Source organism: Microbacterium sp. YJN-G (assembly GCF_015040615.1).
Taxonomy (GTDB): Bacteria; Actinomycetota; Actinomycetes; order Actinomycetales; family Microbacteriaceae; genus Microbacterium.
Map to the genome: position 1 here is coordinate 1,793,010 of NZ_CP060402.1, position 20,828 is coordinate 1,813,837.

A 20,828-nucleotide genomic window follows, 5' to 3' on the forward strand; every position below is an offset into this window, starting at 1 on the left:
CCAGCACGTTTTAACAGGCCCTACTAAGGCAAGCCTACATCGGGGCCCTGGACACGCCCCGGAGCCGGGCGGGATGAAATCGCCGCGGGCTAGACTCGATCGGGCGGCGCTCCGCTGGCCGCCAATCGGAGGATTCACGCAGTGATGGCAACGGCGACCAATGTCGAAGCGACCGCAACCGGCACCATCGAATGGCTCGCCGCCCCCACGACCAACATCGTCGTCCCCGTCTACCAGCGGCAGTACCGCTGGGACATCGGCGCCTGCGAGAAGCTGCTCTCGGACGTGCGCGCGGTCGCCGGTGAGGACGATGCGCACCGGCATTTCATCGGCTCGATCCTCTCCGCCGAGGATGCCACCGGTGGTGATCTGATCCTCATCGACGGGCAGCAGCGCATCACGACGGTGATGCTGCTGATCGCCGCCCTCCACCACGCGGTCCGTGACACCGACCCGGCCCTCGCGGCCGAGCTCGAGCGCGTCGTGGTGCGTGCCGACGATGCGGACCGCACCAAGCTGCGCCCGCATGACGCGTGGGCCGAGCTGTACGAGACGGTCGTGCTCGATCGCCGCGACGACGCCGACCGCGAGTCGCGCTTCGACGACAACTACGCGTTCTTCCGCAGCCAGGTGCACGCCGACGAGGTTCCGCTGATCTGGCGCGGTCTGCGCCGGCTCGAGCACGTGTCGATCACGCTCGGCGCCTCGGCGAACGCTCAGCAGATCTTCGAGAGCCTGAACTCCACCGGGCAGCCGCTGCGCGATCACGAGCTGATCCACAACTACATCCTGATGGGACTCTCGCACGCCGAGCAGCTGGCGGTCGAGGAGGAGTACTGGCTGCCGATCGAGCATCACACCGGCGAGACCATCGGCGCCTTCTGGCGGCACTACCTGGTCATGACGACCGGACGCGAGATCGATGCGGCCGGTGAGCACGGCGTCTACGCCGCGTTCCGCGCCTCGTTCCCGCGCCTGGACGTCGAGCACCTGCGGGCGAACGCCGCGGTCTGGCGGGAGCACGCCGAGATCTACGGCATCCTGCTCGATCCGCGGGGCGAGCCGGATGCCGGCATCCGCGCACATCTCGAGCACGTGAACACCTTCGGACGCGCCACGTACCCGCTGGTCATGAGCGCCTACGGCGACCACCGTCGCGGCGCGATCGCACGCGATGAGCTGATCGAGGTGCTCGAATGGGTGCAGGCCATGTTCCTGCGCCGCGCCATCGTGGGCCTGCCCACCGACCGGCTCATCGCGCGGCTGTGCCGCGCCCGGCAGGACGGCCGTGACACCCTCATGCGCGCGATCGCCCGGATCACCCCCTCGGATGAGCGGGTCAGCGCCGTGCTCAAGTACGGCGAGCTGCCGCACCCCGCGTACGTCCTGGGGCGCATCGCCGGTGTCACCGACACCTCGGGGTTCGACGTCGAGAGCATCGCTCCGGCCGTTCCCGCAGACGGCTGGAGCGGGGACGGCACGCGTCCGTGGAGCGAGTACAGCGAGGACGAGCAGAACAGCCACCGTGCGCTGGCCCCGACCCTGGGGAATCTGACGCTGCTCGAGCAGCCGCTCACCGAGCGCGTGTTCGGTGCGTCCTTCCCGGTCAAGCGTGACGACGCCTACGCCCGCAGCGCGGTCGACGCCACCCGCGCTCTCACGGGCCTGGACCGGTGGGGCACCGCCGAGATCACCGCGCGCACCCTGCGGCTGACCGGTGAGCTGGTGCGCATCTGGGCGCGTCCTGCGCTGCCCGAGATCGACGACGACGGGCTCACGCCCGTGCTGGATGCCGTGCGCCGGCGCGGCTGGCCGGCCGGATGGGATCGCGAGTTCGACTACTGCGAGTACCGCGGCGAGCACTGGGAGGTCAAGGACGTCAGGGCGCTGTTCAACCGCGTCTTCCGCCGGGCCTGGACCGACGACCGCGCATCCGCGCTGGCCTACAGCGCCCGCCACGGCGGGCCGCTGTACGACGAGATGGCCTGGAAGGGCCACTGGGACACCCTCGCCGAGGGCTGCCACCTCTACATGGGATGGGATTCGAACTACATGATGACCGCGCTGCAGGGCGTGCTGGAGGAATCCGGCATCGCCGCCGAGGTGTTCGTGAAGTACTCCTACATCGGGAACGTGATGTGATGAGGGCGACGACGAGCATCCGCCGCATGCAAGGCCTCACCGTCGAGGAGCACACCCTCACCGTCCCGCTGGTGTGGGGCGACCCGGCCGACGCGCGCACGATCGACGTGTTCGCCGCCGTGGTCAGCCGCGAGGGCGGCGAGGACCTGCCCTACCTGCTGTTCCTGCAGGGCGGCCCTGGTCATGAGGCCCCGCGCGCCTTCCAGTCGTCCTCCGCGCCGGCCTGGCTGGAGGCGGCGCTGCGCGAGCACCGTCTCGTGCTGCTCGATCAGCGCGGCACCGGCCGCTCGACGCCGGTCGGCGATCGCGACCTCGAGCGCGGGGCGGGTGCCGTCGCCGAGCACCTCACGCATCTGCGCGCCGATGCGATCGTGCGGGATGCCGAGGCGCTGCGCGAGCACCTGGGTGCGGAGAAGTGGAATGTGCTGGGCCAGTCGTTCGGCGGGTTCACCACGCTGGCGTACCTCTCGACGGATGCCTCGTCGCTCGACCGCGTGTACATCACCGGTGGGCTGAGCACGCTCGACCGCTCCCCCGACGAGGTCTACGCACTCTGCTACGACAAGATGCGCGACGCCTCGGAGCGCTACTACCGTCGCTTCCCGGAGCACAGGGACCGGATGCGCCGACTGGCCGACCTCGCGACGCAGGGACGGCTCACGCTGCCCGACGGCGAGGTCGTGTCCCTCTCACGCCTGCGCTCGGCCGGTTCCGCGCTGGGCACGAACGACGGCTGGCAGACGCTGTGGTCGCTGCTGGAGCTCGATCCCGAGTCGAACGCGTTCCGATACGACCTCGCCCACGCGATGCCGTTCAGCGGGCGCAATCCGCTGTACTTCGCGTTCCACGAGTCCAGCTACGCCTCCGGTCACGCCACCCGCTGGGCGGCGGAGCGGGTGGAACCGGCCGACTTCGCCGAGGATCCGACGCTGTTCACCGGTGAGCACATCCGCCGGGAGTGGACCGAGACCGTGCCGGCCTTCCGCCCGTGGCGCGATGTGGCCATCTCACTCGCCGAGCACGAGTGGCCGGTGATCTACGACGCCGCCGCCATCCGCGACTCGGATGCGCGCGGTGCCGCCGCCGTGTACGTCAACGACGTGTACGTGCCGCTGGAGTACTCGCTCGAGACCGCCCGGCTGATGCCCGGCGTCAAGCTCTGGGTCACCAGCGAGCACGAGCACAACGGCCTGCGCTCGGGCCCCGTGCTGGAGCACCTGGTCGACCTCGCGCACGACCGCCGCGTGCGCTGAGACGCACGACGCGGCGCGTCACCGCGACGCGTCGTCATCCTCGTCGTCGGGCACCTCGATGGCCTGCTCGGCGACATCGGCGGGATTCGCCTCCACGCCGTCCGGTCGAGGGCGGCGCGTGGTGCGCTCCGGATCGTGCGGGTCGTCCCTGAGCTCGCGATCCTGCTCCAGACGATCGCCCTCGGCGGCCTGGTCGACGGTCTCCTCACCCGGGTCGACGGTCTCCTCACCCGGGTAGGCGCTGTCCTGTCCGGTCATGTCATCCCGCTCGGTCATGTCATCACTCCTCGTCCGGCTGCCCTCTCTGAAGGCTGCGGACAGCATCCCGCGACGCGTCGTCCACCGGAAGGGGGTTGCGTCGCCACCGCGGCGTCGTCAACCCCCGCGCGGCCACCAGCCGGGCGCCGTACCGTGGCCGGATGCCGATGAGCCGGAAGAACGAGCCGGAGCCGGCCGGGCGCATCCGGGTCGGCACGTCGGGCTGGCGCTATCGTTCCTGGCGAGGGGACTTCTACCCGCGCGGTCTCGTGCAGCGGCGGGAGCTGGAGTACATCGGCGAGAGCTTCTCGACCGTCGAGATCAACGGCAGCTTCTACTCCCTACAGCGTCCGGACAGCTACCGGCGCTGGCGCGACAGCGTTCCCGACGGGTTCGTCTTCGCGGTGAAGGGGTCGCGGTACATCACGCACATGCGGCGCCTGCGCGACGTCGGGATGCCACTGGCCAACTTCTTCGCATCCGGCGTCCTCGCACTCGGTGATCGCCTCGGACCGGTCCTGTGGCAGCTGCCCGCGCGACAGCGGTTCGAACACGACGTCATGGCCGGCTTCCTCGCACAGCTGCCGCAGACGACAGGACAGGCACGCGAACTCGCCCGGCGGCACGACGAGCGCGTCCAGGGCCGCACATGGCTCGACATCGACGAGGATCGTCCGATCCGGCACGCGATCGAGCCGCGTGCCGAGAGCTTCGACGATCCCGCCTTCCACGAGCTGCTGCGCGCCCACGGCGTGGCCCTGGCGATCGCCGACACCGCAGGGCGGTGGCCCCGGTTCGAGGCCGCCACCGCCGACTTCGCGTACGTCCGGCTGCACGGCAGCACCGAGCTCTATCACAGCGGTTACACGCCGGAAGAACTGCGGTCCTGGGCAGACCTGTGCCGGCGGCTGTCGGTCTCGCCGGAGGGCGAGCCCCGCGACGTGCTGGTGTACTTCGACAACGACGCACGCGGGCATGCCCCGCACGACGCCAGGGCGCTCGCCGAGCTGGTCGGCGACGGCCCCCGGCCGCTGTGAGGCTTCCACGGATGCCGCTGCACCGGATGCCGCGGACCGGGCGGGGTTCAGCGCCGCGAGCGGCGCAGCCGGCGCGCGTCGCGCTCGTCGCGCAGGTCGTTCTCGGCATTGCGCTCGAGGCGCTCCGTGTCGCGCAGCTCGACCTGCAGGTCGCGCTCGGCCGGGATCCCCTCGCGCAGCTCGTGCACGCGCTCGAGCTCGGCATCCAGCAGCGCTCCGAGCAGCAGGGCCATGTTGCCGATCCACAGCCAGAGCAGGAAGATCACGATGCCGGCGAAGGAACCGTAGATGCGGTCGTAGTCGGCGAGGTTCGAGACGTAGAACCCGAAGCCGAACGAGGCGATCGCGAACAGCAGCAGGGCGGCGACCGCCCCCACGCTGATGAACCGGAACCGGGGCTGCCGCACATTGGGCGCGAAGTAGTAGAGCACCGCGACGATAAGCGCCACGATCAGGACCAGCGCCGGCCAGCGGCCGATCCGCCAGATCGTGAGCGCCACCTCGCCCGCGCCCAGCATCCCCCCGATCGATTCCGCCACCGGCCTGCTGAGGGCCGCCAGCACGCAGGCGATCGTGACGAGCACGAACACGAGCAGGGTGACCAGCAGGTGGATCGGCTTGGCCTTCCAGTACACCCGCCCCTCCGGCACGCCGTAGATGCGGTTGATCGCCCGGCCGAGGGCCGTCACGTAACGCGCCACGGACCACAGCGCCACCGCCAGTGCCGGCAGCAGCACCCAGATTCCGCCCGCGGTGGAGGCGACCTCCTCGATGGGTTCGGCGATCGCGTCGACCACGTCCGTTGCGAGCACATCGCGCGCGACATCCAGCACGGCGTCGACCGCGGTCCTCTTCTCACCGATCACGCCGATCAGCGAGAACGCGGCGATGAGTGCCGGGAACAGGGCGAGGACGGCGTAGAACGTCAGCCCGGCCGCGGCATCCGCCGACCAGGTGCGGAAGAACCCGCGCGCGACGCGGCGCACGACCAGCTTGCCCTGGTCGCGACGACCGGCGGCGTCGCGATCCGTCTCGGCGCTCGCGCCGGCATCCGTCCCCATGCTCCTCAGTGTGGCCTGTGCCGGCCGCACCTGCCACCGGCCTTGCCGCGGTGCGGACCCGGTGCTAAGCGGCTCCTGTCAAGCCCCTGGGGACGCGAGGCGCCGCACGGGAGGATTCAGGCATGAGCGATCCGACTTCAACGCTGGCCACCGGCGGCGACGACGAGAAGGCCGCCGAATCGACCGGCGCGCAGGCTGCGAGCGAGCAGCCGACGACCGAGCAGCTTCAGGAGCCGAGCACCGAGAAGGAGCCCGGTGAGGAGCCGAAGGCTGAGAAGCCGCACGATCCCGAGCCCAGCCATCAGGCGGTCGGGATCGGTGTGGTCGGCGGACCCCAGTCCCTCCCCGAGGATGAGGTCCAGGAGGAGGCCGAGGCCGAAGAGGATGGTGGGGCGGGTGGGACTTGAACCCACGATCGTCGGGTTATGAGCCCGCTGCCTTGACCAGCTTGGCCACCGCCCCGTCACACCAGCCTAGCGGTGCACTCAGAGCGCCTCGGACGCGGAATGCGTCTCGATGTGGCGCAGATACGTCGCGGCGTTGTCCCTCAGCCCCTGCCGCTCGTCATCGGTGAGCGCGCGACGCACCTTCGCCGGCACGCCCGCCACGAGCGACCCGTCGGGCACCTCGGTGCCGCCGAGCACGACGGCTCCCGCTGCGACCAGGCATCCGCGGCCGATGACGGCTCCGCTGAGCACCACGGCACCCATGCCGATCAGCGAGCCCTCGCCGATCGTGCAGCCGTGCACGACGGCGTTGTGCCCGATCGAGACCCGCTCGCCGATGTCGACGCCGTGACCGCTGTCGACGTGCACCGATACGTTGTCCTGCACGTTCGCGTCGGCCCCGACCCGGATGGGCGCCGAGTCCGCCCGCAGCACCGCGTTGTACCAGATGCTGGCCCGCGGGCCGAGCGTGACGGCCCCCACCACCCGGGCACCGGGTGCGAGGAAGGCGTCTTCGGCGACGTCGGGACGCCGATCGGGAAGGGCGATCACGGATGCTTCGGCGGCGATGCTCATGTAGGTGAGACTACCCTCAGAACCGCGGAATCACGCGGCAGAACCCCCACGGTAAGCGTTGCCTAGGCTTGCTTGCGGAATGCCCTGAGCTGAGTAGCGTTGTCTTCATCAAGCCCGCTTGAGCACATTCCGGAGGATTTTCATGAGCAAGGCGCAGACCGTCCCCACCACCGCCGTCGACCCGACCGTGGCTGCGGCAGCGGCCCAGTTCCTCTCCCCCGTCGTCCTCGGGCTCGAGGCTCTGACCGTCAACGGCAAGCAGGCGCACTGGCACGTCCGCGGAGCCAACTTCGTCGGCGTCCACGAGCTGCTCGACACGATCGTCGCCCACGCCGGCGAGTTCGCCGACACGGCCGCAGAGCGCATCGTCGCCCTCGGCCTGCCGATCGACTCGCGCATCGGCACGGTCGCCGAGAAGGCCGGCAGCACCGCCGTTCCCGCCGGGTTCGCCCAGTCGGACGAGCTGGTCCGGGCGATCATCACCGACATCGACGCGATCATCGCCGACGTGAAGGCCGCCGTCGACGGGCTCGACGAGGTCGACCTCACCAGCCAGGACGTGGCGATCGAGATCCAGCGCGGACTCGAGAAGGACCGCTGGTTCCTCGTCTCGCACATCGCCGCCTGACTTACAGACGCTGAACGCCCGCTCCCGCCTCGACGGCGGGGCGGGCGTTCTGCATGTCAAGAGCCCTTCGTGTGTCAGGCGCGGTGGGTGATCCGCCCGCCGAGAATCGTGGCGAGCACCGGCATCGTGCTCAGGGTCTGGCGGTCAGCGGTGCGCGGATCCGCTCCGCACAGCGCCAGATCGGCCACGGCACCCAGCTCGACGGTCGCCTCTCCGTGACGGCTGCTGGAGCGCAGCGCCGTATCGATGCCGACCCGTTCCTGCGGCTGCCAGGGTTCGCGCTCATCGCCCGTGCGGTGCACGGCCGCCGCGATGGTCATCCACGGGTCCAGCGGAGCGACCGGGGCATCCGATCCGAACCGCAGCGGGATGCCGGCGGCGGCCAGTGTCGCCATCGGGTACCCGATCGCCTGCTGCTCGCGCCACAGCTCGTCTGCGAGGTCGCGGTCATCGACCGCGTGCGTGGGCTGCACGCTGGCGGCCACGCCCAGCCGCGCAAAGCGCGCCAGGTCGGCGTGCCGCACGAGCTGCGCGTGCTCGAGCGTTCCCCGCGCCTGGGTGTAGGTGAACGCGTCGAGCGCCGAGGCCACCGCGCGGTCTCCGATCGCGTGCACCGCCACCTCGATGCCGGATGCCGTCGCGCGCATGAGAAGCTCGCGCACCTCGTCCGGGCTGATCGTCAGCACGCCGAAGTTGTCGGGATCATGCGCATAGGAGTGCGAGCAGGCGGCCGTGCGGGTGCCCAGCGAGCCGTCGGTGATGAGCTTGAGCGGTCCGACCCGCACCAGGCCGCCGGTGCCCTCGAGCACCTCCCCCGTGCGCAGACCCTCCCCGATGGCGCGTTCGAGCCCCTCGCGGTAGAACGCGAACTCCACCCGGTGCGCGTCGAACCCCGCGGCGGCCCGCCGCTGCCACGCCTGCGCATTCCAGGCCATGTCGAAGTCGACGATGCCGGTGACCCCGCGAGCCGCGGCCCGGGTCGCGGCGGCCCGCACCGCGGCATCCGCTGTCGCATCGTCGGCGGCGTTGAGCCGCCGCGAGATCTCGAAGGCGTCGTCCTCGCGCAGGATGCCGTCGTCGTCGACGCCGTCGAAGCCCTCACGGCGCAGCGCTGCCGTGTTCAGCCAGACCCCGTGCACGTCGGCGCTGATGAGGTACGCGGGGCGCTCCCCTGTCACGGCATCCAGCGCCGCCCGGCTGGGACGATCGCGCCAGAGCCCGTCACGGAACCCCGAGCCGACGATCCGTCCGTCGGCGAGGGGCGCGGCATCCGCCACCATCCGGGCCGCCTCGCCGGCGCCGTTCGCCGCGCCGAGCGCGATCCTCTGCGCATCCAGCGCCCACTGCACGGTGTGCACGTGATGGTCCCAGAGACCCGGGATCACCCAGGCGCCCTCGCCGTCCAGGCTTTCGACCGCGACGCGCAGGTTGCCGGCGGGAGCGATGTCGGCGATCGCCCCGCCGCGGATGAGGATGTCGATCGGCTCGCCGGTGGGCAGCAGCTCACGGCCGGGGCCGGCCACCCGCACCGAGCGCAGCAGCAGATCGCCGGTCATCCGCGGTGCGCCAGCCGTGCTTCGTGCGCGCGGCGCATCTCGGCGGCCAGGGCCGGGTTCGCGTACTCACCGCTACCGTCGAGTTCGGCGATCACGCTCTCGACGATGCTGTCGGGCTTGTTCTGGCTGAGCTTGCGCTTGGCCGAGACGCGCGTCGGGGTGAGGCGGAACCCGACGGTGCCCGCCTCCAGCGCGGCGACGAACTCCTCGGTGTTCGGCGGCTGCCACATCATCCGCGGCTGCGGCAGCATCCGCTCGAAATGGGTGACGAGATCGTCGAGCACCTTCAGGTTGGCCTGCGTGTCGACGATCTCGGGCACGCCCGCCAGGTGCACGGCGGTGTAGTTCCACGTGGGCACGGCGCGCACATCGCCGTACCAGCTCGGCGAGATGTAGCCGTTGGGGCCCTGGAAGATGAGCAGCAGCTCACGCTCCCCCAGGTGCAGCACCTGGTCGTCGGGCTTTCCGACGTGCCCGACGACGGTGAGGTCGTCGCGGTCGGGATCCAGCAGCACCGGATAGTGCGAGGCCACCAGGCCGTCGTCGCCGGCCGCGATCGCGGTCGCCCACGGGTTCTGCGCGATCACCCGCCTCAGCTCGGCGACGTCGGTCATGGCGAAGCTGGGGTTCTGACGCATGAGACCACATTACGGCCGCGGCGGCGGCGCCGGGCGCACGCCCGGGACGCTGCCGCCGCGCCGTTCTGCTACCGCTTGCCGACGACCGGGATCGCCTGCGTCTTCCAGTCCTCGAAGGCCTTGTCGCCCGCCATGAACGCGTTGACCTCATCGGTTGTCGCGGTGAGCTTGGGGTCGTTGTCGAGGTACTTCTTCGTCTCACGTGCCACGAGGCCCGACAGTACGAGCAGCCCGATCAGGTTCGGCAGCGCCATGAGTCCGTTCATCACGTCGGAGAACGCCCACACGACGCCCAGCTGCACGGTGCAGCCGACGAACACGACGAGCGAGAACAGGATGCGGAACGGCATGACCGCGCGCCGGCCGATGAGTCGCTCGATGCTGCGCTCGCCGTAGTAGGACCAGCCCAGGATCGTCGAGCCGGCGAACAGCACGAGGCCGATGGTGACGATGTAGTGGCCCCACTCGCCCGGCAGGCCGTGCGAGAAGGCCTCGCCGGTCATCAGCGCTGCGCTGATCTGCTCACCGGTCTCGGGATCGGTCATCTTCCACGCACCGGTGGTGATGATCACGAGCCCCGTGCAGGTGACGACGATGATCGTGTCGATGAACGTCTGCGTCATCGAGACCAGGCCCTGGCGCACCGGGTGGCTCGTCTTGGCGGCAGCAGCGGCGATGGCGGCCGAGCCCATGCCGGACTCGTTCGAGAAGATTCCGCGTGCCACGCCGTACTGCACCGCGATGATGATCGCCGAACCCGCGAACCCGCCGACCGCGCTGGTCCCGGTGAACGCGTCGGTGAAGATCTCGGCGAATGCCGCCGGAACACCGCCGATGTTGGCGATGAGGATGTAGATGGCGCCGAGCACGTAGAAGATGATCATCACCGGGACGAGCCCGGCGGTGACGCGCCCGATCGACTTGATCCCGCCGACGAGCACGAGCAGTGCGAACACGGTGAGCACGATGCCGGTCACCCAGGTCGGCACGTTGAAGCTGCTCTCGAGGTTGGCCGAGATCGAGTTGCCCTGGGTCATGTTGCCGATGCCGAAGCAGGCGATGACGGCCGCGATCGCGAAGAAGATCGCGAGGAACTTCCCGAACCGGTTCGGGATGCCGCGCTCGAGGTAGTACTGCGGGCCGCCGTTCTTCTCACCTGCCGAGTCGGTGGTGCGGAAGCGCACGCCGAGGAAGGCCTCGGAGTACTTGGATGCCATGCCGAGCAGGCCCGTGACCCACATCCAGAACAGCGCACCGGGGCCGCCGATGCCGATGGCGGTGGCCACACCGACGATGTTGCCCGTGCCGACGGTGGCGGCCAGGGCCGTGGTCAGCGCCTGGAACTGCGAGATGTCGCCGTCGGAGCCCGGGTCACGACGGGTGAAGAGGCCCAGCCGCAGCGCCGCGCCGAGCTTGAGGAACTGCAGTCCGCCGAGGCGGATCGTCAGATACAGCCCCGTTCCCAGCAGCAGCGGGATCAGGAACCACGGTCCCCAGATGATCCCGCTCAGCCAGCCCAGGAAGCCCTCGATTGCCTTCACGTCCATGCGTTCTCCTGCCGCGTCGTTGCGATTGACTCCGCCATCCTATTCACCGTCGGCTCTCGGGCCGTGAGCGAATCGGCAGCAGCCTCAGGACGAGACCGCCTCGGCGTCAGGATGCGGGCGGTCTCAGCGCTGGCAGGACGGGCACCAGTACAGCTTGCGCGCCCCGATCTCCTCGAGTGCGATCTCGGTGCCGCACACCCGGCACGGCAGTCCCGCACGGTGGTACACCCAGTGCCTGTCGTCGCGGCTCGCCATGGCCGCCCGGTACTGCTCGGTGGTGAGGTCGTCCATCGTCATCATCTGACCGGTCTCGACGCCGATCGCCAGCAGCCGCACCCAGTCGTGCCACAGCTCGCGCACGACGTCCTCGGGGACGTCGCGGCCGGGAGTGTGCGGGTTCAGGCGGGCGCGGAAGAGCATCTCGGCGCGGTAAACGTTGCCGATGCCGCTGACGACCGCCTGATCCATGAGCAGCAGCGCGATGGCCGTGGGCTTGCGCCGCACGATCCGCACGAACCGCTCCTCGCCCTCGGCGGGGTCGCCGACCAGCGGATCGGGTCCGAGCTTGGCGACCGTCGCGAGCATCTCGTCCGGGGTCTGCAGCGCGCACGCGGTCGGACCGCGCAGGTCGGCGCAGGTGACGTCCGTGAGCAGGCGCAGGCGCACCTGGCCGACCACAGGCGGCGGCCACTCCGCGCCGTCGTCGGCCAGACCCGTCGTCTGCTCGGACATCCGCACGTGCCCGCGGGTGCGCCGCGGTGCGCCGATCGAGGTCAGCGAGTTCTCGCCCGCGTCGTCGAAGATCGCATCCGCGCTGCCGGTGCCGTCGTGGTCGCCGGCATCGAGGTCGGTGCCGCGCTGGTTGGTCTGGCCCATCCGCCCGTTCGCCGAGGCGATCGTCGGGTCGACGAGGATCTCGCCGGCGAAGTCCCACGCCCCGTAGAGCCCGAGGTGCACGCGCAGCCAGGTGTCACCCTCGAACTCCAGGAACATCTGCTTGCCGACCGCCCTGGCCTGCAGCATCTCGCGCCCGTCGAGCACGCTCGCGCCCTCGGCGAACCGGCCCTGCGGGCTGGAGGCGCGCACCGGGCGCTCGACGAAGTTGCGGGCGAACTGCCGCGCGATGCGGTGGACGGAGTGACCCTCGGGCATGTCAGTCGCGCCCTTCGGCTGAGCCGTTCCCTCCCCCGCGAGGGTCGGGCAGCAGCGAGCCGTCGCGCTCGTAGTCGGCGATCTGGCCGATGCGGCGCACGTGCCGCTCGTCACCGGGGAACGGCGTGGCGATGAAGGTCTCGATGAACGAGATGACCTCTTCGAAGCTGTGCTGACGCGCGCCGATCGAGATCACGTTCGCGTCGTTGTGCTCGCGTGCCAGCTCGGCGGTGGAGGTGTTCCACACCAGTGCGGCACGGATCCCGTCGACCTTGTTCGCGGCGATCTGCTCGCCGTTGCCCGACCCGCCGAAGACCACGCCGAGTGCCTCGACGCCGGCGGTCTGGTCGGCGACGACTGCCTGCGCGGCGCGGATGCAGAACGCCGGGTAGTCGTCCAGCGCGTCGTACTCCACGGGTCCGTGGTCGACGACCTCGTGCCCGGCGGAGCGCAGGTGATCCTGCAGACGGGTCGAGAAGTCGAGGCCGGCGTGGTCGGTGGCGATGTGGATGCGCATGGCACTCATCCTATTCGGCGTGGTCGCGCCGCGAATCGGCCTTACGGGGCGATGCCGGCCGCGGCGGGCTTGAACCCGGCGCGCACGTTCTCGCAGCATCCGGGACGGCAGATGTCGAACGAGCCGCCCACCGAGGTGACGTGCGCACGGTCGGCCGCCGGCCTCCCCTCGAGCCGCTCCTGGATGAGGTCGACGATGCCCGCGACGAAGGCGGGCGACACGCCCGGGGTGGGCGTGCGGACGAAACGGAGCCCGGCCTGCTCGGCGGCATCCTTCGCCTCGGTGTCGAGATCCCAGAGCACCTCCATGTGGTCGCTCATGAAACCGACCGGTACGACGATGACGGCCTGCCGTCCTCGATCCTGGAGTTCGCCGATGACGTCGCAGACGTCGGGCTCGAGCCAGGGCTGCGAGGGCGGGCCGGAGCGGGACTGGTAGACGAGTTCCCAGGCGACGGATGCCGCCGACGGCAGCAGCTGAGTGACCCGGTCCATGACCCAGGCGGCGACCGCCTCGTGCTGCGCCGCGTATGCGCCGCCCTCGCCCCACTCCACGTCGCGCGGGCCGGAGCGGTCCGCGTCGGCGGTGGGGATGCTGTGGGTGGAGAACAGCACGTGCACGGACTCGGGGGCGAGGCCGTCGGCGAGGAACCCGGCGACCGCGTCGTGCACGCCCTCGACGAAGGTCTGCACGAAGCCGGGGTGGTCGTAGAACGGGCGGATCTTGTCGATCGTCACGACGCCGTCGTACGGCGAGCCGTCGAGCACGCGGGAGAAGTCCTCGCGGTACTGCCGGCAGCTCGAGAACGAGCTGTAGGCGCTGGTGGCGAAGGCGAGCAGGGTGGTGTCGCCGTTGCCCGCGGCCTCGGCGACGGCATCCTCGAGCAGCGGCGCCCAGTTGCGGTTGCCCCAGTACACCGGCAGGTCGATGGACCGCGCCGCGAGCTCGGCCTCGAGAGCCGCCTTCAGCGCACGGTTCTGCCCGTTGATCGGGCTGACGCCCCCGAAGTGGCGGTAGTGATGCGCCACCTCCTCGAGCCGCTCGTCGGGGATGCCGCGCCCCCGCGTCACATTGCGCAGGAACGGGATGACATCGTCCTGACCCTCGGGTCCGCCGAAGCCGGCGAGCAGGATGGCGTCGTAGGCGACGGGCTGCTCGATGAACGCATCACCCCCGGCCGCTGCAGGAGAGGCGTGCGGGACGGCATCCGGGTCAGTGCTCTTCACATCTGCAATCCTCCTACCGCAGGCTATGAGCCAGCACGGAGTACTGCGGCGACCCGCGGGCATTCGCTACCGGGGGCGCCTGGCGTAGGCTGTCATGGTTGTCGTCGGCGCCAGCCGCGCCGACGCGGGACGACATCCCCTCACCACTGGGAGAAACAGCTGTGCCTGGAGAAAACCTCACCCGTAATGAAGCGCAGGAACGCCGCGCGGTCATCGACACGCAGTCCTACGAGGTCTCGCTCGACCTGACCAAGGGCGCCGAGATCTTCGGCTCGCGCAGCGTCGTGCGATTCACCGCGATGCCAGGGAGCTTCACGTTCATCGACCTGATCGCACGCGATGTGCGTGAGATCTCGCTCAACGGCGAGCAGATAGATCCGACGTCGGCTTTCAGCGATTCGCGGATCGCGCTCAGCGATCTGCAGGCCGAGAACGTGCTCATCGTCGACGCGGACTGCCTGTACACGAACACCGGCGAGGGGCTGCACCGCTTCGTCGACCCGGTCGACGGCGAGGTCTACCTGTACTCGCAGTTCGAGGTGCCCGACTCGCGCCGCGTCTTCGCGGTGTTCGAGCAGCCCGACCTGAAGGCGACGTTCCAGTTCACCGTCACCGCCCCCGCGGCGTGGAAGGTCGTCTCGAACTCGCCCACCCCCGAGCCGATCGTGCACGACTCGTCCACCGACTCGGGCGCCCAGCAGACCGCGACGTGGGGCTTCGAGCCGACCCCGCGGATCTCCTCGTACATCACGGCGCTCATCGCAGGCCCCTACGAGTCGACGTTCTCGGAGCTCACCAGCGCCGACGGCCGCGTCATCCCGCTCGGCGTCTACGGTCGCAAGAGCCTGTGGCAGCACCTGGATGCCGACTACATCTTCGACAAGACGCGCGAGGGCTTCGCCTACTTCGAGTCGAAGTTCGGCGTGCCGTACCCGTTCGCCAAGTACGACCAGCTCTTCGTGCCGGAGTTCAACGCCGGCGCCATGGAGAACGCCGGTGCGGTCACGTTCACCGAGACCTACGTCTTCCGCAGCAAGGTGACCGACGCGGTCAAGGAGCGCCGCGTCGTCACGATCCTGCACGAGCTGGCCCACATGTGGTTCGGCGACCTGGTCACCATGAAGTGGTGGAACGACCTGTGGCTGAACGAGTCGTTCGCCGAGTGGGCGTCGACGATCGCCACCGCCGAGGCGACCGAGTGGACCGAGGCGTGGACCACGTTCAACGCCATGGAGAAGACCTGGGCGTACCGCCAGGACCAGCTGCCCTCCACGCATCCGATCGTCGCCGAGATCAACGACCTGCAGGACGTGCTGGTCAACTTCGACGGCATCACCTACGCCAAGGGCGGGTCGGTGCTCAAGCAGCTCGCCGCCTGGGTGGGCATCGAGGCCTTCTTCGCCGGTGTGTCGCAGTACTTCCAGAAGCACGCCTGGGGCAACACCGAGCTGAGCGACCTGCTCACCGAGCTCGAGACCACCAGCGGCCGCGAGCTGACCAGCTGGGCGAAGAAGTGGCTCGAGACCGCCGGTGTCAACACGCTCGCGCCGGTGATCGCCGAGGACTCGTCGGGCACGATCAGCCGCTTCGCGGTGACCCAGACCGCACCCGCCGACTACCCCACGATCCGTCCCCACCGCCTCGGCATCGGGTTCTACGAGCTCGAGGGCGACGCGCTGGTGCGCACGCACTACGTCGAGGTCGACATCGACGGCGACCGCACCGAGATCCCCGAGCTGCAGGGCCTGAAGCGCCCCGACATGGTGCTGCTGAACGACAAGGACCTCGCCTACGCGAAGATCCGCCTCGACGAGCGCTCGCTGGCGACCGCGATCGCCCACCTGTCCGACATCAGCGACCCGCTCGCCCGCTCGCTGGTGTGGGGCGCGGCCTGGGATCAGACGCGCGACGCCGAGACCGCGGCATCCGACTACATCGATCTCGTGCTCGGCAACATCGGCCGCGAGACCGAGTCGACCACGGTGCGCACCACACTCGCCCAGCTGCAGCTCGCCGCGTCGTCGTACGTGGCGCCCGAGAACCGGGCGGCCGCGCGCGAGAAGGTCGCCGACGGATTGTGGGCCCTCGCGCAGCACGCCGAGAGCGGCAGCGACAGCCAGTTGCAGCTGGTCACTGCGTTCGCGAACACGCTCGTCACCCCCGAGCACGCCGGCATCATCGGGCGCCTGCGCTCGGGTGAGGAGACGCTGCCCGGTCTCGAGATCGACGCCGACCTGTCGTGGCAGCTGCTGATCGGCCTCGCCGCAGCCGGCGCCACGGACGCCGCGACGATCGACGCCGCCCTCGCCGCCGACAACACGTCGAAGGGCGCCGAGTTCGCCGCACAGGCCCGCGCGGCGATGCCGACCGCCGAGGCGAAGCAGGCCGCCTGGTCGTCGCTGATCGACTCCGATGACCAGCCGAACACGATCGTGCGCTCGACGGCGCTCGGATTCGTGCACCCCTCGGGTGTCGCGGTGCTCGGCGACTTCATCCCGAAGTACTTCGACATGCTGGTGCCGATCTGGCACGAGCGCACCTACCAGATCGCGGACTACCTGATCGTCGGCCTGTTCCCGCGCTCGCTCGCGAGCGTCGAACTGCGCGATGCGACCCGCGCCTGGCTGTCGTCGAACCAGGATGCCGCGCCTGCGCTGCGTCGTCTGGTGCACGAGAACCTCGCCGATGTCGAGCGCGCACTGGCCGCGCAGGCCCGCGACGCGGACGACTGATCCGGCACGAGGCCCGTCTGACCGAGGCCCGTCTGACCCAGGCCGAGGCGCGCCGGGCGGACGGGCCTCGGCGCATCCAGGGCCGGCAGAGCCATGCTCGGTAACATCGAAGTGATGAACATGCTGCCCCTGACGACCGAGACGCCGGCTCCCGACGCACCCGATACGGGCTGGTGGACGGGTGCTCTCGACACGCTGCTGTTCATCGGCGGCAAGGCCCTGACGGTGGCACTGATCATCGCCTCGTGCGTGGTCATCGCCTTCGTGCTGCGCCTGGTCATCCGCCGGGTCGTCCAGCGCATCGTCAACAGCGCCAAGTCCAAGGCCAAGGTCGATGACACGCAGGCGCTGGAGCGCTCACCGCTGGCCGACATGCGTCTGGTGCAGCGCACCCGCACGCTCGGCTCGATCCTGCAGAACATCGTCAACGTGATGCTCGTGGTGATCGCGCTCGTGCTCATCGTCAACGCCCTCACCCCCACCCTGCTCGGCTCTCTCACCCTGCTGACGGCCGCGATCGGCGCCGGCCTCGGCTTCGGCGCGCAGAACATCGTCAAGGACGTGCTCAACGGCATCTTCCTCGTCGCCGAGGATCAGATCGGCATCGGCGATGTGGTCGACCTCGGTCTGGCCTCGGGCGTGGTCGAGTACGTCAGCGTGCGCGTCACGCAGGTGCGCGATGTGAACGGCACGCTCTGGTACGTGCGCAACGGCGAGGTCACGCGCATCGGCAACATGTCTCAGGGCTGGGCCCGTGCAATCGTCGACCTCGGCGTGCAGCCGGATGCCGACCTCGACCTCGTCGAGGCGACCATGCTCGAGACGGCCCAGGGCCTCGCGAAGGACCCGAAGTGGCGCACCCGCATCATCGAGCGCCCGGAAGTCTGGGGGCTGGAGTCGATCGACGGCGACGCCCTCGTGGTGCGCGTCGTGATGAAGACCCGTGCCAACGCGATGGACGACGTCGCGCAGGAGCTGCGGCGCAGGCTCCGCGCGGCGCTGGCGGAGAAGGACGTGATCGTCCCGCGCATGACATCCGTCACCCTCTCGGGCCTCGACGGGGCGCGGCGGGTGCGCGGCGCCAACCCGCCGAAGACCCGGCCGAACCCGGTCACCGGCGTGCCGCCCGTGGCGGAGCGCGGAATCTGGCGGCGGAAGAAACCGGGCGAGAAGCCCGGGGATCAGGAAGGGGGCGTGAAGTGACGTTCTACGACGAGATCGGCGGCTACGACACGTTCAAGCGCATCGTCGACGTGTTCTACCGCGAGGTCGCCCTCGACCCGGTGCTCAAGCCGATGTACCCCGAGGAGGACCTGGGGCCGGCCGCCGAGCGGCTCACCCTGTTCCTCATCCAGTACTGGGGCGGGCCCACGACCTACAGTGAACGACGCGGACATCCTCGCCTGCGCATGCGGCACGTGCCCTTCCATGTGGACCCCGATGCCCGCGACCGGTGGCTGGCGCACATGCGCACCGCCCTCGACGAGGCGCAGCTCTCCCCCCTGCACGACGCCACGTTCTGGGACTACCTGCAGCGTGCCGCGCACTCGCTCGTGAACACCTTCGAGCCCAGTCCCGGCGTCGGACCGGCGCAGCAGCAGCGGCCCGATCTCGGACTCACCTCCTGAACCTGACCGCCTGAACCTCAGCACCTCGACCTCAGCACCTCGCATCGTCGACGAAGGAGTCGCCATGGCATCCCGCACCCACGACACGGACGTGCTGGTGATCGGATGGGGCCTGTCCGGCCTCGTCGCGGCCGCCGAGGCGCTGCACGCCGGGCGGCGCGTGACGATCATCGACCAGGAGCCGCGGGTCAATCTCGGCGGACAGGCCTGGTGGTCGTTCGGCGGGCTGTTCCTCGTCGACTCCCCCGAGCAGCGGCGGATGGGCATCCGTGACTCTCTCGAGCTGGCCACGCAGGACTGGTTCGGCAACGCGGGCTTCGATCGCCCTGAGGATGCCTGGCCGCGCCGCTGGGCGGAGGCGTACCTCGACTTCGCCGCGGGTGAGAAGCGCAGCTGGCTGCGCGAGCTCGGCGTGGGGCTCTTCCCCGTCGTCGGCTGGGCCGAACGAGGCGGCGGCGGGGCGATCGGTCCGGGCAACTCGGTGCCCCGCTTCCACATCGTGTGGGGCACGGGGCCCGGCATCGTGGCGCCGTTCGCCGCGACGGTGCAGGACGGCGAGGCGCAGGGCCGGGTGACGATCCTCCCCCGGCATCGCGTCACCGAGCTCATCGCCGGATCCGGAGCGGTCACCGGCGCCCGCGGAGAGGTGCTGGCCGCCAGCGATTCCGCCCGCGGCGCGGTGTCGTCGCGGGAGCGCGTCGGCGAGTTCGAGATCCGGGCGGGTGCGACGATCATCGCCTCGGGTGGAATCGGCGGCAATCACGACCTCGTGCGGGCCGCCTGGCCGAAGCGCCTGGGCACGCCGCCCGGGCACATGCTCTCCGGCGTTCCCGCATACGTCGACGGCTCGATGCACGCCGTCTCGGCATCCGCCGGTGCCGGCCTGATCAACGGCGACCGGATGTGGCACTACGTCGAGGGGATCACCGGCTGGGATCCGGTGTGGCCCGCGCACGGCATCCGCATCCTCCCCGGCCCGTCGTCGCTGTGGCTGGATGCCACCGGCCGCCGCCTGCCCGTGCCGCTGTACCCCGGGTTCGACACGCTCGGCACCCTCTCGCACCTGCGCGCGACGGGCCACGATCACTCGTGGTTCGTCACCTCACTGAAGATCGTCGAGAAGGAGTTCGCGCTCTCGGGCAGTGAGCAGAACCCCGACCTCACCGATCGCGATCTGAAGCTGCTCGTGAGGTCACGGCTCGCCAAGGGGCCCACCGGTCCGGTTCAGGCCTTCCTCGACGAGGGTGAGGACTTCGTCGTCGAGGACGATCTCGAGACGCTCCTGGCCGGGATGCGGCGGATGCCGGGCGGTGAGCTGCTCGACCCGCAGCGGGTGCGCGACGAGGTCGTCGCCCGTGACCGCGAGGTCGGCAACGAGTTCACCAAGGACGCGCAGCTCGCGATGCTGCGCTCGATGCGCGCCTACCGGGGCGACCGGCTGATCCGCACCGCCTCGCCGCACCGGCTGCAGGATCCGGCAGCCGGCCCGATGATCGCCGTGAAGCTGCACGTGCTCACCCGCAAATCGCTCGGCGGGATCCACACCGACCTCGATGCGCGGGTGCTGGATGCCGCAGGCGACGTGATCCCCGGCCTGTATGCGGCAGGCGAGGCCAGCGGCTTCGGAGGCGGCGGGGTGCACGGGTACCGGGCACTGGAGGGCACGTTCCTGGGTGGCTGCCTGTTCTCGGGTCGTCGCGCGGGCCGGGCGGCTGCACGCTGAACCCGCGTTGATCGCTCAGTCCTGATCGGGGGACGCCGGCCCCGTCGACCGCACGGCGGTGAGACCGACCACGGCAGGACCGCGGCTGAGCACATGGCCGCGCTGGAAGGCCAGCCGTGTCCAGCGCCCGGATGCGGTGACCCGCACCTGCTCGGCACCGGCGATGAACCCGAACGCGTGCGCGGCGAAGGCGACGCCGCGCGGCAGGCCGAGCAGGTCTTCGTCGGGCTCGCCCCAGATCCTGGCACGCAGGGCCCGCACGGCCTCCTCGCCGGCGCCGTCCGGGCTGCCGTGGGCGACCGCCGAGATGCCCCACTGGGCGCGCTCCGCGATCAGCTGGGCGGTGAGGTCGCCGGCGTGCTGCCAGCCGCCACGAGGCGGGGCGATGCCGGCCCACGCCGGGGAGAGCGCCGTATCGGGCAGGCTCAGCTGCGCGGGTTCGTCGGTCTCGCCCAGACGCTCGACCACGAGGTCGCAGCTCAGTTCGGGATCGGTGCGGACGATCCGCATGGCGAGGATCGTCGGCGTCTGATCGAACAGCCCCTGCGGGGCGAGCGCGGCGGCCGAGAGGGCGAGCACGCCGTCGGCGGCCTGCAGTCGCACTCCGTCGGCCCCGGCGGTGGCGGCGCGTCCGGCGAAGGTCAGCACATCGCGCGCAGTGGGCGCGTCGGCGAGAACAAGAGGTCTGGTCACTCCTTCTAAACTAGC

General features: G+C 70.2%; 19 protein-coding genes and 1 tRNA gene. 9 read left to right on the forward strand and 11 right to left on the reverse strand.

The features are described from left to right. Positions 1-144: 144 nt before the first annotated feature. Both H7694_RS08595 and H7694_RS08600 read left to right on the forward strand, forming a co-directional pair. Positions 145-2,142, forward strand: a complete 1,998-nt coding sequence (locus H7694_RS08595) for a DUF262 domain-containing protein (protein ID WP_193596131.1) — start codon at positions 145-147, stop codon at positions 2,140-2,142. Continuing rightward, entirely contained in the window at positions 2,142-3,395 is a 1,254-nt protein-coding gene (locus H7694_RS08600) for an alpha/beta fold hydrolase (protein ID WP_193596132.1), read from the forward strand. Before H7694_RS08595 ends, H7694_RS08600 begins: the two co-directional genes overlap by 1 nt. A gap of 18 nt (positions 3,396-3,413) precedes the next feature. Here the strand turns inward: H7694_RS08600 and H7694_RS08605 are convergent, their stop codons facing one another. Further along, positions 3,414-3,671, reverse strand: a complete 258-nt coding sequence (locus tag H7694_RS08605; protein WP_193599287.1) for a hypothetical protein — start codon at positions 3,669-3,671, stop codon at positions 3,414-3,416. Between the two features lie 149 nt (positions 3,672-3,820). Here H7694_RS08605 and H7694_RS08610 point away from each other — a divergent pair, with 149 nt between their 5' ends. Next, complete coding sequence (locus H7694_RS08610) at positions 3,821-4,690, forward strand: DUF72 domain-containing protein (protein WP_193599142.1); 870 nt, start codon at positions 3,821-3,823, stop codon at positions 4,688-4,690. A 47-nt stretch (positions 4,691-4,737) separates the two neighbouring features. Here H7694_RS08610 and H7694_RS08615 read toward each other — a convergent pair whose 3' ends face one another. Continuing rightward, positions 4,738-5,751 carry a YihY/virulence factor BrkB family protein gene (locus tag H7694_RS08615; RefSeq protein ID WP_193596133.1) on the reverse strand — a complete coding sequence of 338 codons (1,014 nt, stop codon included), beginning with the start codon at positions 5,749-5,751 and terminating at the stop codon, positions 4,738-4,740. 122 nt (positions 5,752-5,873) lie between these two features. Between H7694_RS08615 and H7694_RS17670 the strand changes: the two genes are divergently transcribed. Then, positions 5,874-6,158, forward strand: coding sequence for a hypothetical protein (locus H7694_RS17670; protein ID WP_227468031.1), 285 nt, complete (start codon positions 5,874-5,876; stop codon positions 6,156-6,158). Here the strand turns inward: H7694_RS17670 and H7694_RS08625 are convergent. Both H7694_RS08625 and H7694_RS08630 read right to left on the reverse strand, forming a co-directional pair. Continuing rightward, positions 6,137-6,213 (reverse strand) — tRNA-Ile (locus H7694_RS08625). The two genes, H7694_RS17670 and H7694_RS08625, sit on opposite strands and share 22 nt — an antisense overlap. 23 nt (positions 6,214-6,236) lie before the next feature. After that, the gene (locus tag H7694_RS08630; RefSeq protein ID WP_193596134.1) at positions 6,237-6,773 is read right to left on the reverse strand and encodes a gamma carbonic anhydrase family protein; all 537 of its coding nucleotides are present in this window, start codon (positions 6,771-6,773) and stop codon (positions 6,237-6,239) included. Between the two features lie 142 nt (positions 6,774-6,915). On the opposite strand from H7694_RS08630, the gene H7694_RS08635 reads away from it, so the two are divergent. Next, positions 6,916-7,401: a Dps family protein gene (locus H7694_RS08635; protein ID WP_193596135.1), complete on the forward strand. Its 486-nt coding sequence runs from the start codon at positions 6,916-6,918 to the stop codon at positions 7,399-7,401. Positions 7,402-7,475: 74 nt separating this feature from the next. Here the strand turns inward: H7694_RS08635 and H7694_RS08640 are convergent, their stop codons facing one another. From H7694_RS08640 to H7694_RS08665, 6 genes are all read right to left on the reverse strand, one after another. Next, on the reverse strand, positions 7,476-8,957 hold the full coding sequence (locus tag H7694_RS08640) for an amidohydrolase (RefSeq protein WP_193596136.1): 1,482 nt from the start codon (positions 8,955-8,957) through the stop codon (positions 7,476-7,478). Next, complete coding sequence (locus H7694_RS08645) at positions 8,954-9,595, reverse strand: FMN-binding negative transcriptional regulator (RefSeq protein ID WP_193596137.1); 642 nt, start codon at positions 9,593-9,595, stop codon at positions 8,954-8,956. Before H7694_RS08645 ends, H7694_RS08640 begins: the two co-directional genes overlap by 4 nt. 68 nt (positions 9,596-9,663) lie before the next feature. Further along, a complete protein-coding gene (locus tag H7694_RS08650; RefSeq protein ID WP_193596138.1) occupies positions 9,664-11,142 on the reverse strand; it encodes an alanine/glycine:cation symporter family protein in 1,479 nt (492 codons plus the stop codon). A 123-nt stretch (positions 11,143-11,265) separates the two neighbouring features. Continuing rightward, complete coding sequence (locus H7694_RS08655) at positions 11,266-12,294, reverse strand: Fpg/Nei family DNA glycosylase (protein ID WP_193596139.1); 1,029 nt, start codon at positions 12,292-12,294, stop codon at positions 11,266-11,268. A 1-nt stretch (position 12,295) separates the two neighbouring features. After that, on the reverse strand, positions 12,296-12,811 hold the full coding sequence (locus tag H7694_RS08660) for a ribose-5-phosphate isomerase (protein WP_193596140.1): 516 nt from the start codon (positions 12,809-12,811) through the stop codon (positions 12,296-12,298). A 41-nt stretch (positions 12,812-12,852) separates the two neighbouring features. Beyond that, the gene (locus H7694_RS08665; protein WP_413782941.1) at positions 12,853-14,046 is read right to left on the reverse strand and encodes a ferrochelatase; all 1,194 of its coding nucleotides are present in this window, start codon (positions 14,044-14,046) and stop codon (positions 12,853-12,855) included. A 152-nt stretch (positions 14,047-14,198) separates the two neighbouring features. On the opposite strand from H7694_RS08665, the gene pepN reads away from it, so the two are divergent. The 4 genes from pepN (at position 14,199) to H7694_RS08685 (ending at position 20,120) form a co-directional block, all read left to right on the forward strand. Further along, complete coding sequence (pepN, locus tag H7694_RS08670) at positions 14,199-16,769, forward strand: aminopeptidase N (protein WP_193596142.1); 2,571 nt, start codon at positions 14,199-14,201, stop codon at positions 16,767-16,769. Positions 16,770-16,883: 114 nt separating this feature from the next. Next, complete coding sequence (locus H7694_RS08675; RefSeq protein WP_227468033.1) at positions 16,884-17,972, forward strand: mechanosensitive ion channel family protein; 1,089 nt, start codon at positions 16,884-16,886, stop codon at positions 17,970-17,972. After that, on the forward strand, positions 17,969-18,397 hold the full coding sequence (locus H7694_RS08680) for a globin (RefSeq protein ID WP_193596143.1): 429 nt from the start codon (positions 17,969-17,971) through the stop codon (positions 18,395-18,397). Before H7694_RS08675 ends, H7694_RS08680 begins: the two co-directional genes overlap by 4 nt. 64 nt (positions 18,398-18,461) lie before the next feature. Continuing rightward, complete coding sequence (locus H7694_RS08685) at positions 18,462-20,120, forward strand: FAD-binding dehydrogenase (protein ID WP_193596144.1); 1,659 nt, start codon at positions 18,462-18,464, stop codon at positions 20,118-20,120. Between the two features lie 15 nt (positions 20,121-20,135). Here H7694_RS08685 and H7694_RS08690 read toward each other — a convergent pair whose 3' ends face one another. Further along, positions 20,136-20,813 carry a hypothetical protein gene (locus H7694_RS08690; RefSeq protein WP_193596145.1) on the reverse strand — a complete coding sequence of 226 codons (678 nt, stop codon included), beginning with the start codon at positions 20,811-20,813 and terminating at the stop codon, positions 20,136-20,138. Positions 20,814-20,828 lie beyond the last annotated feature (15 nt).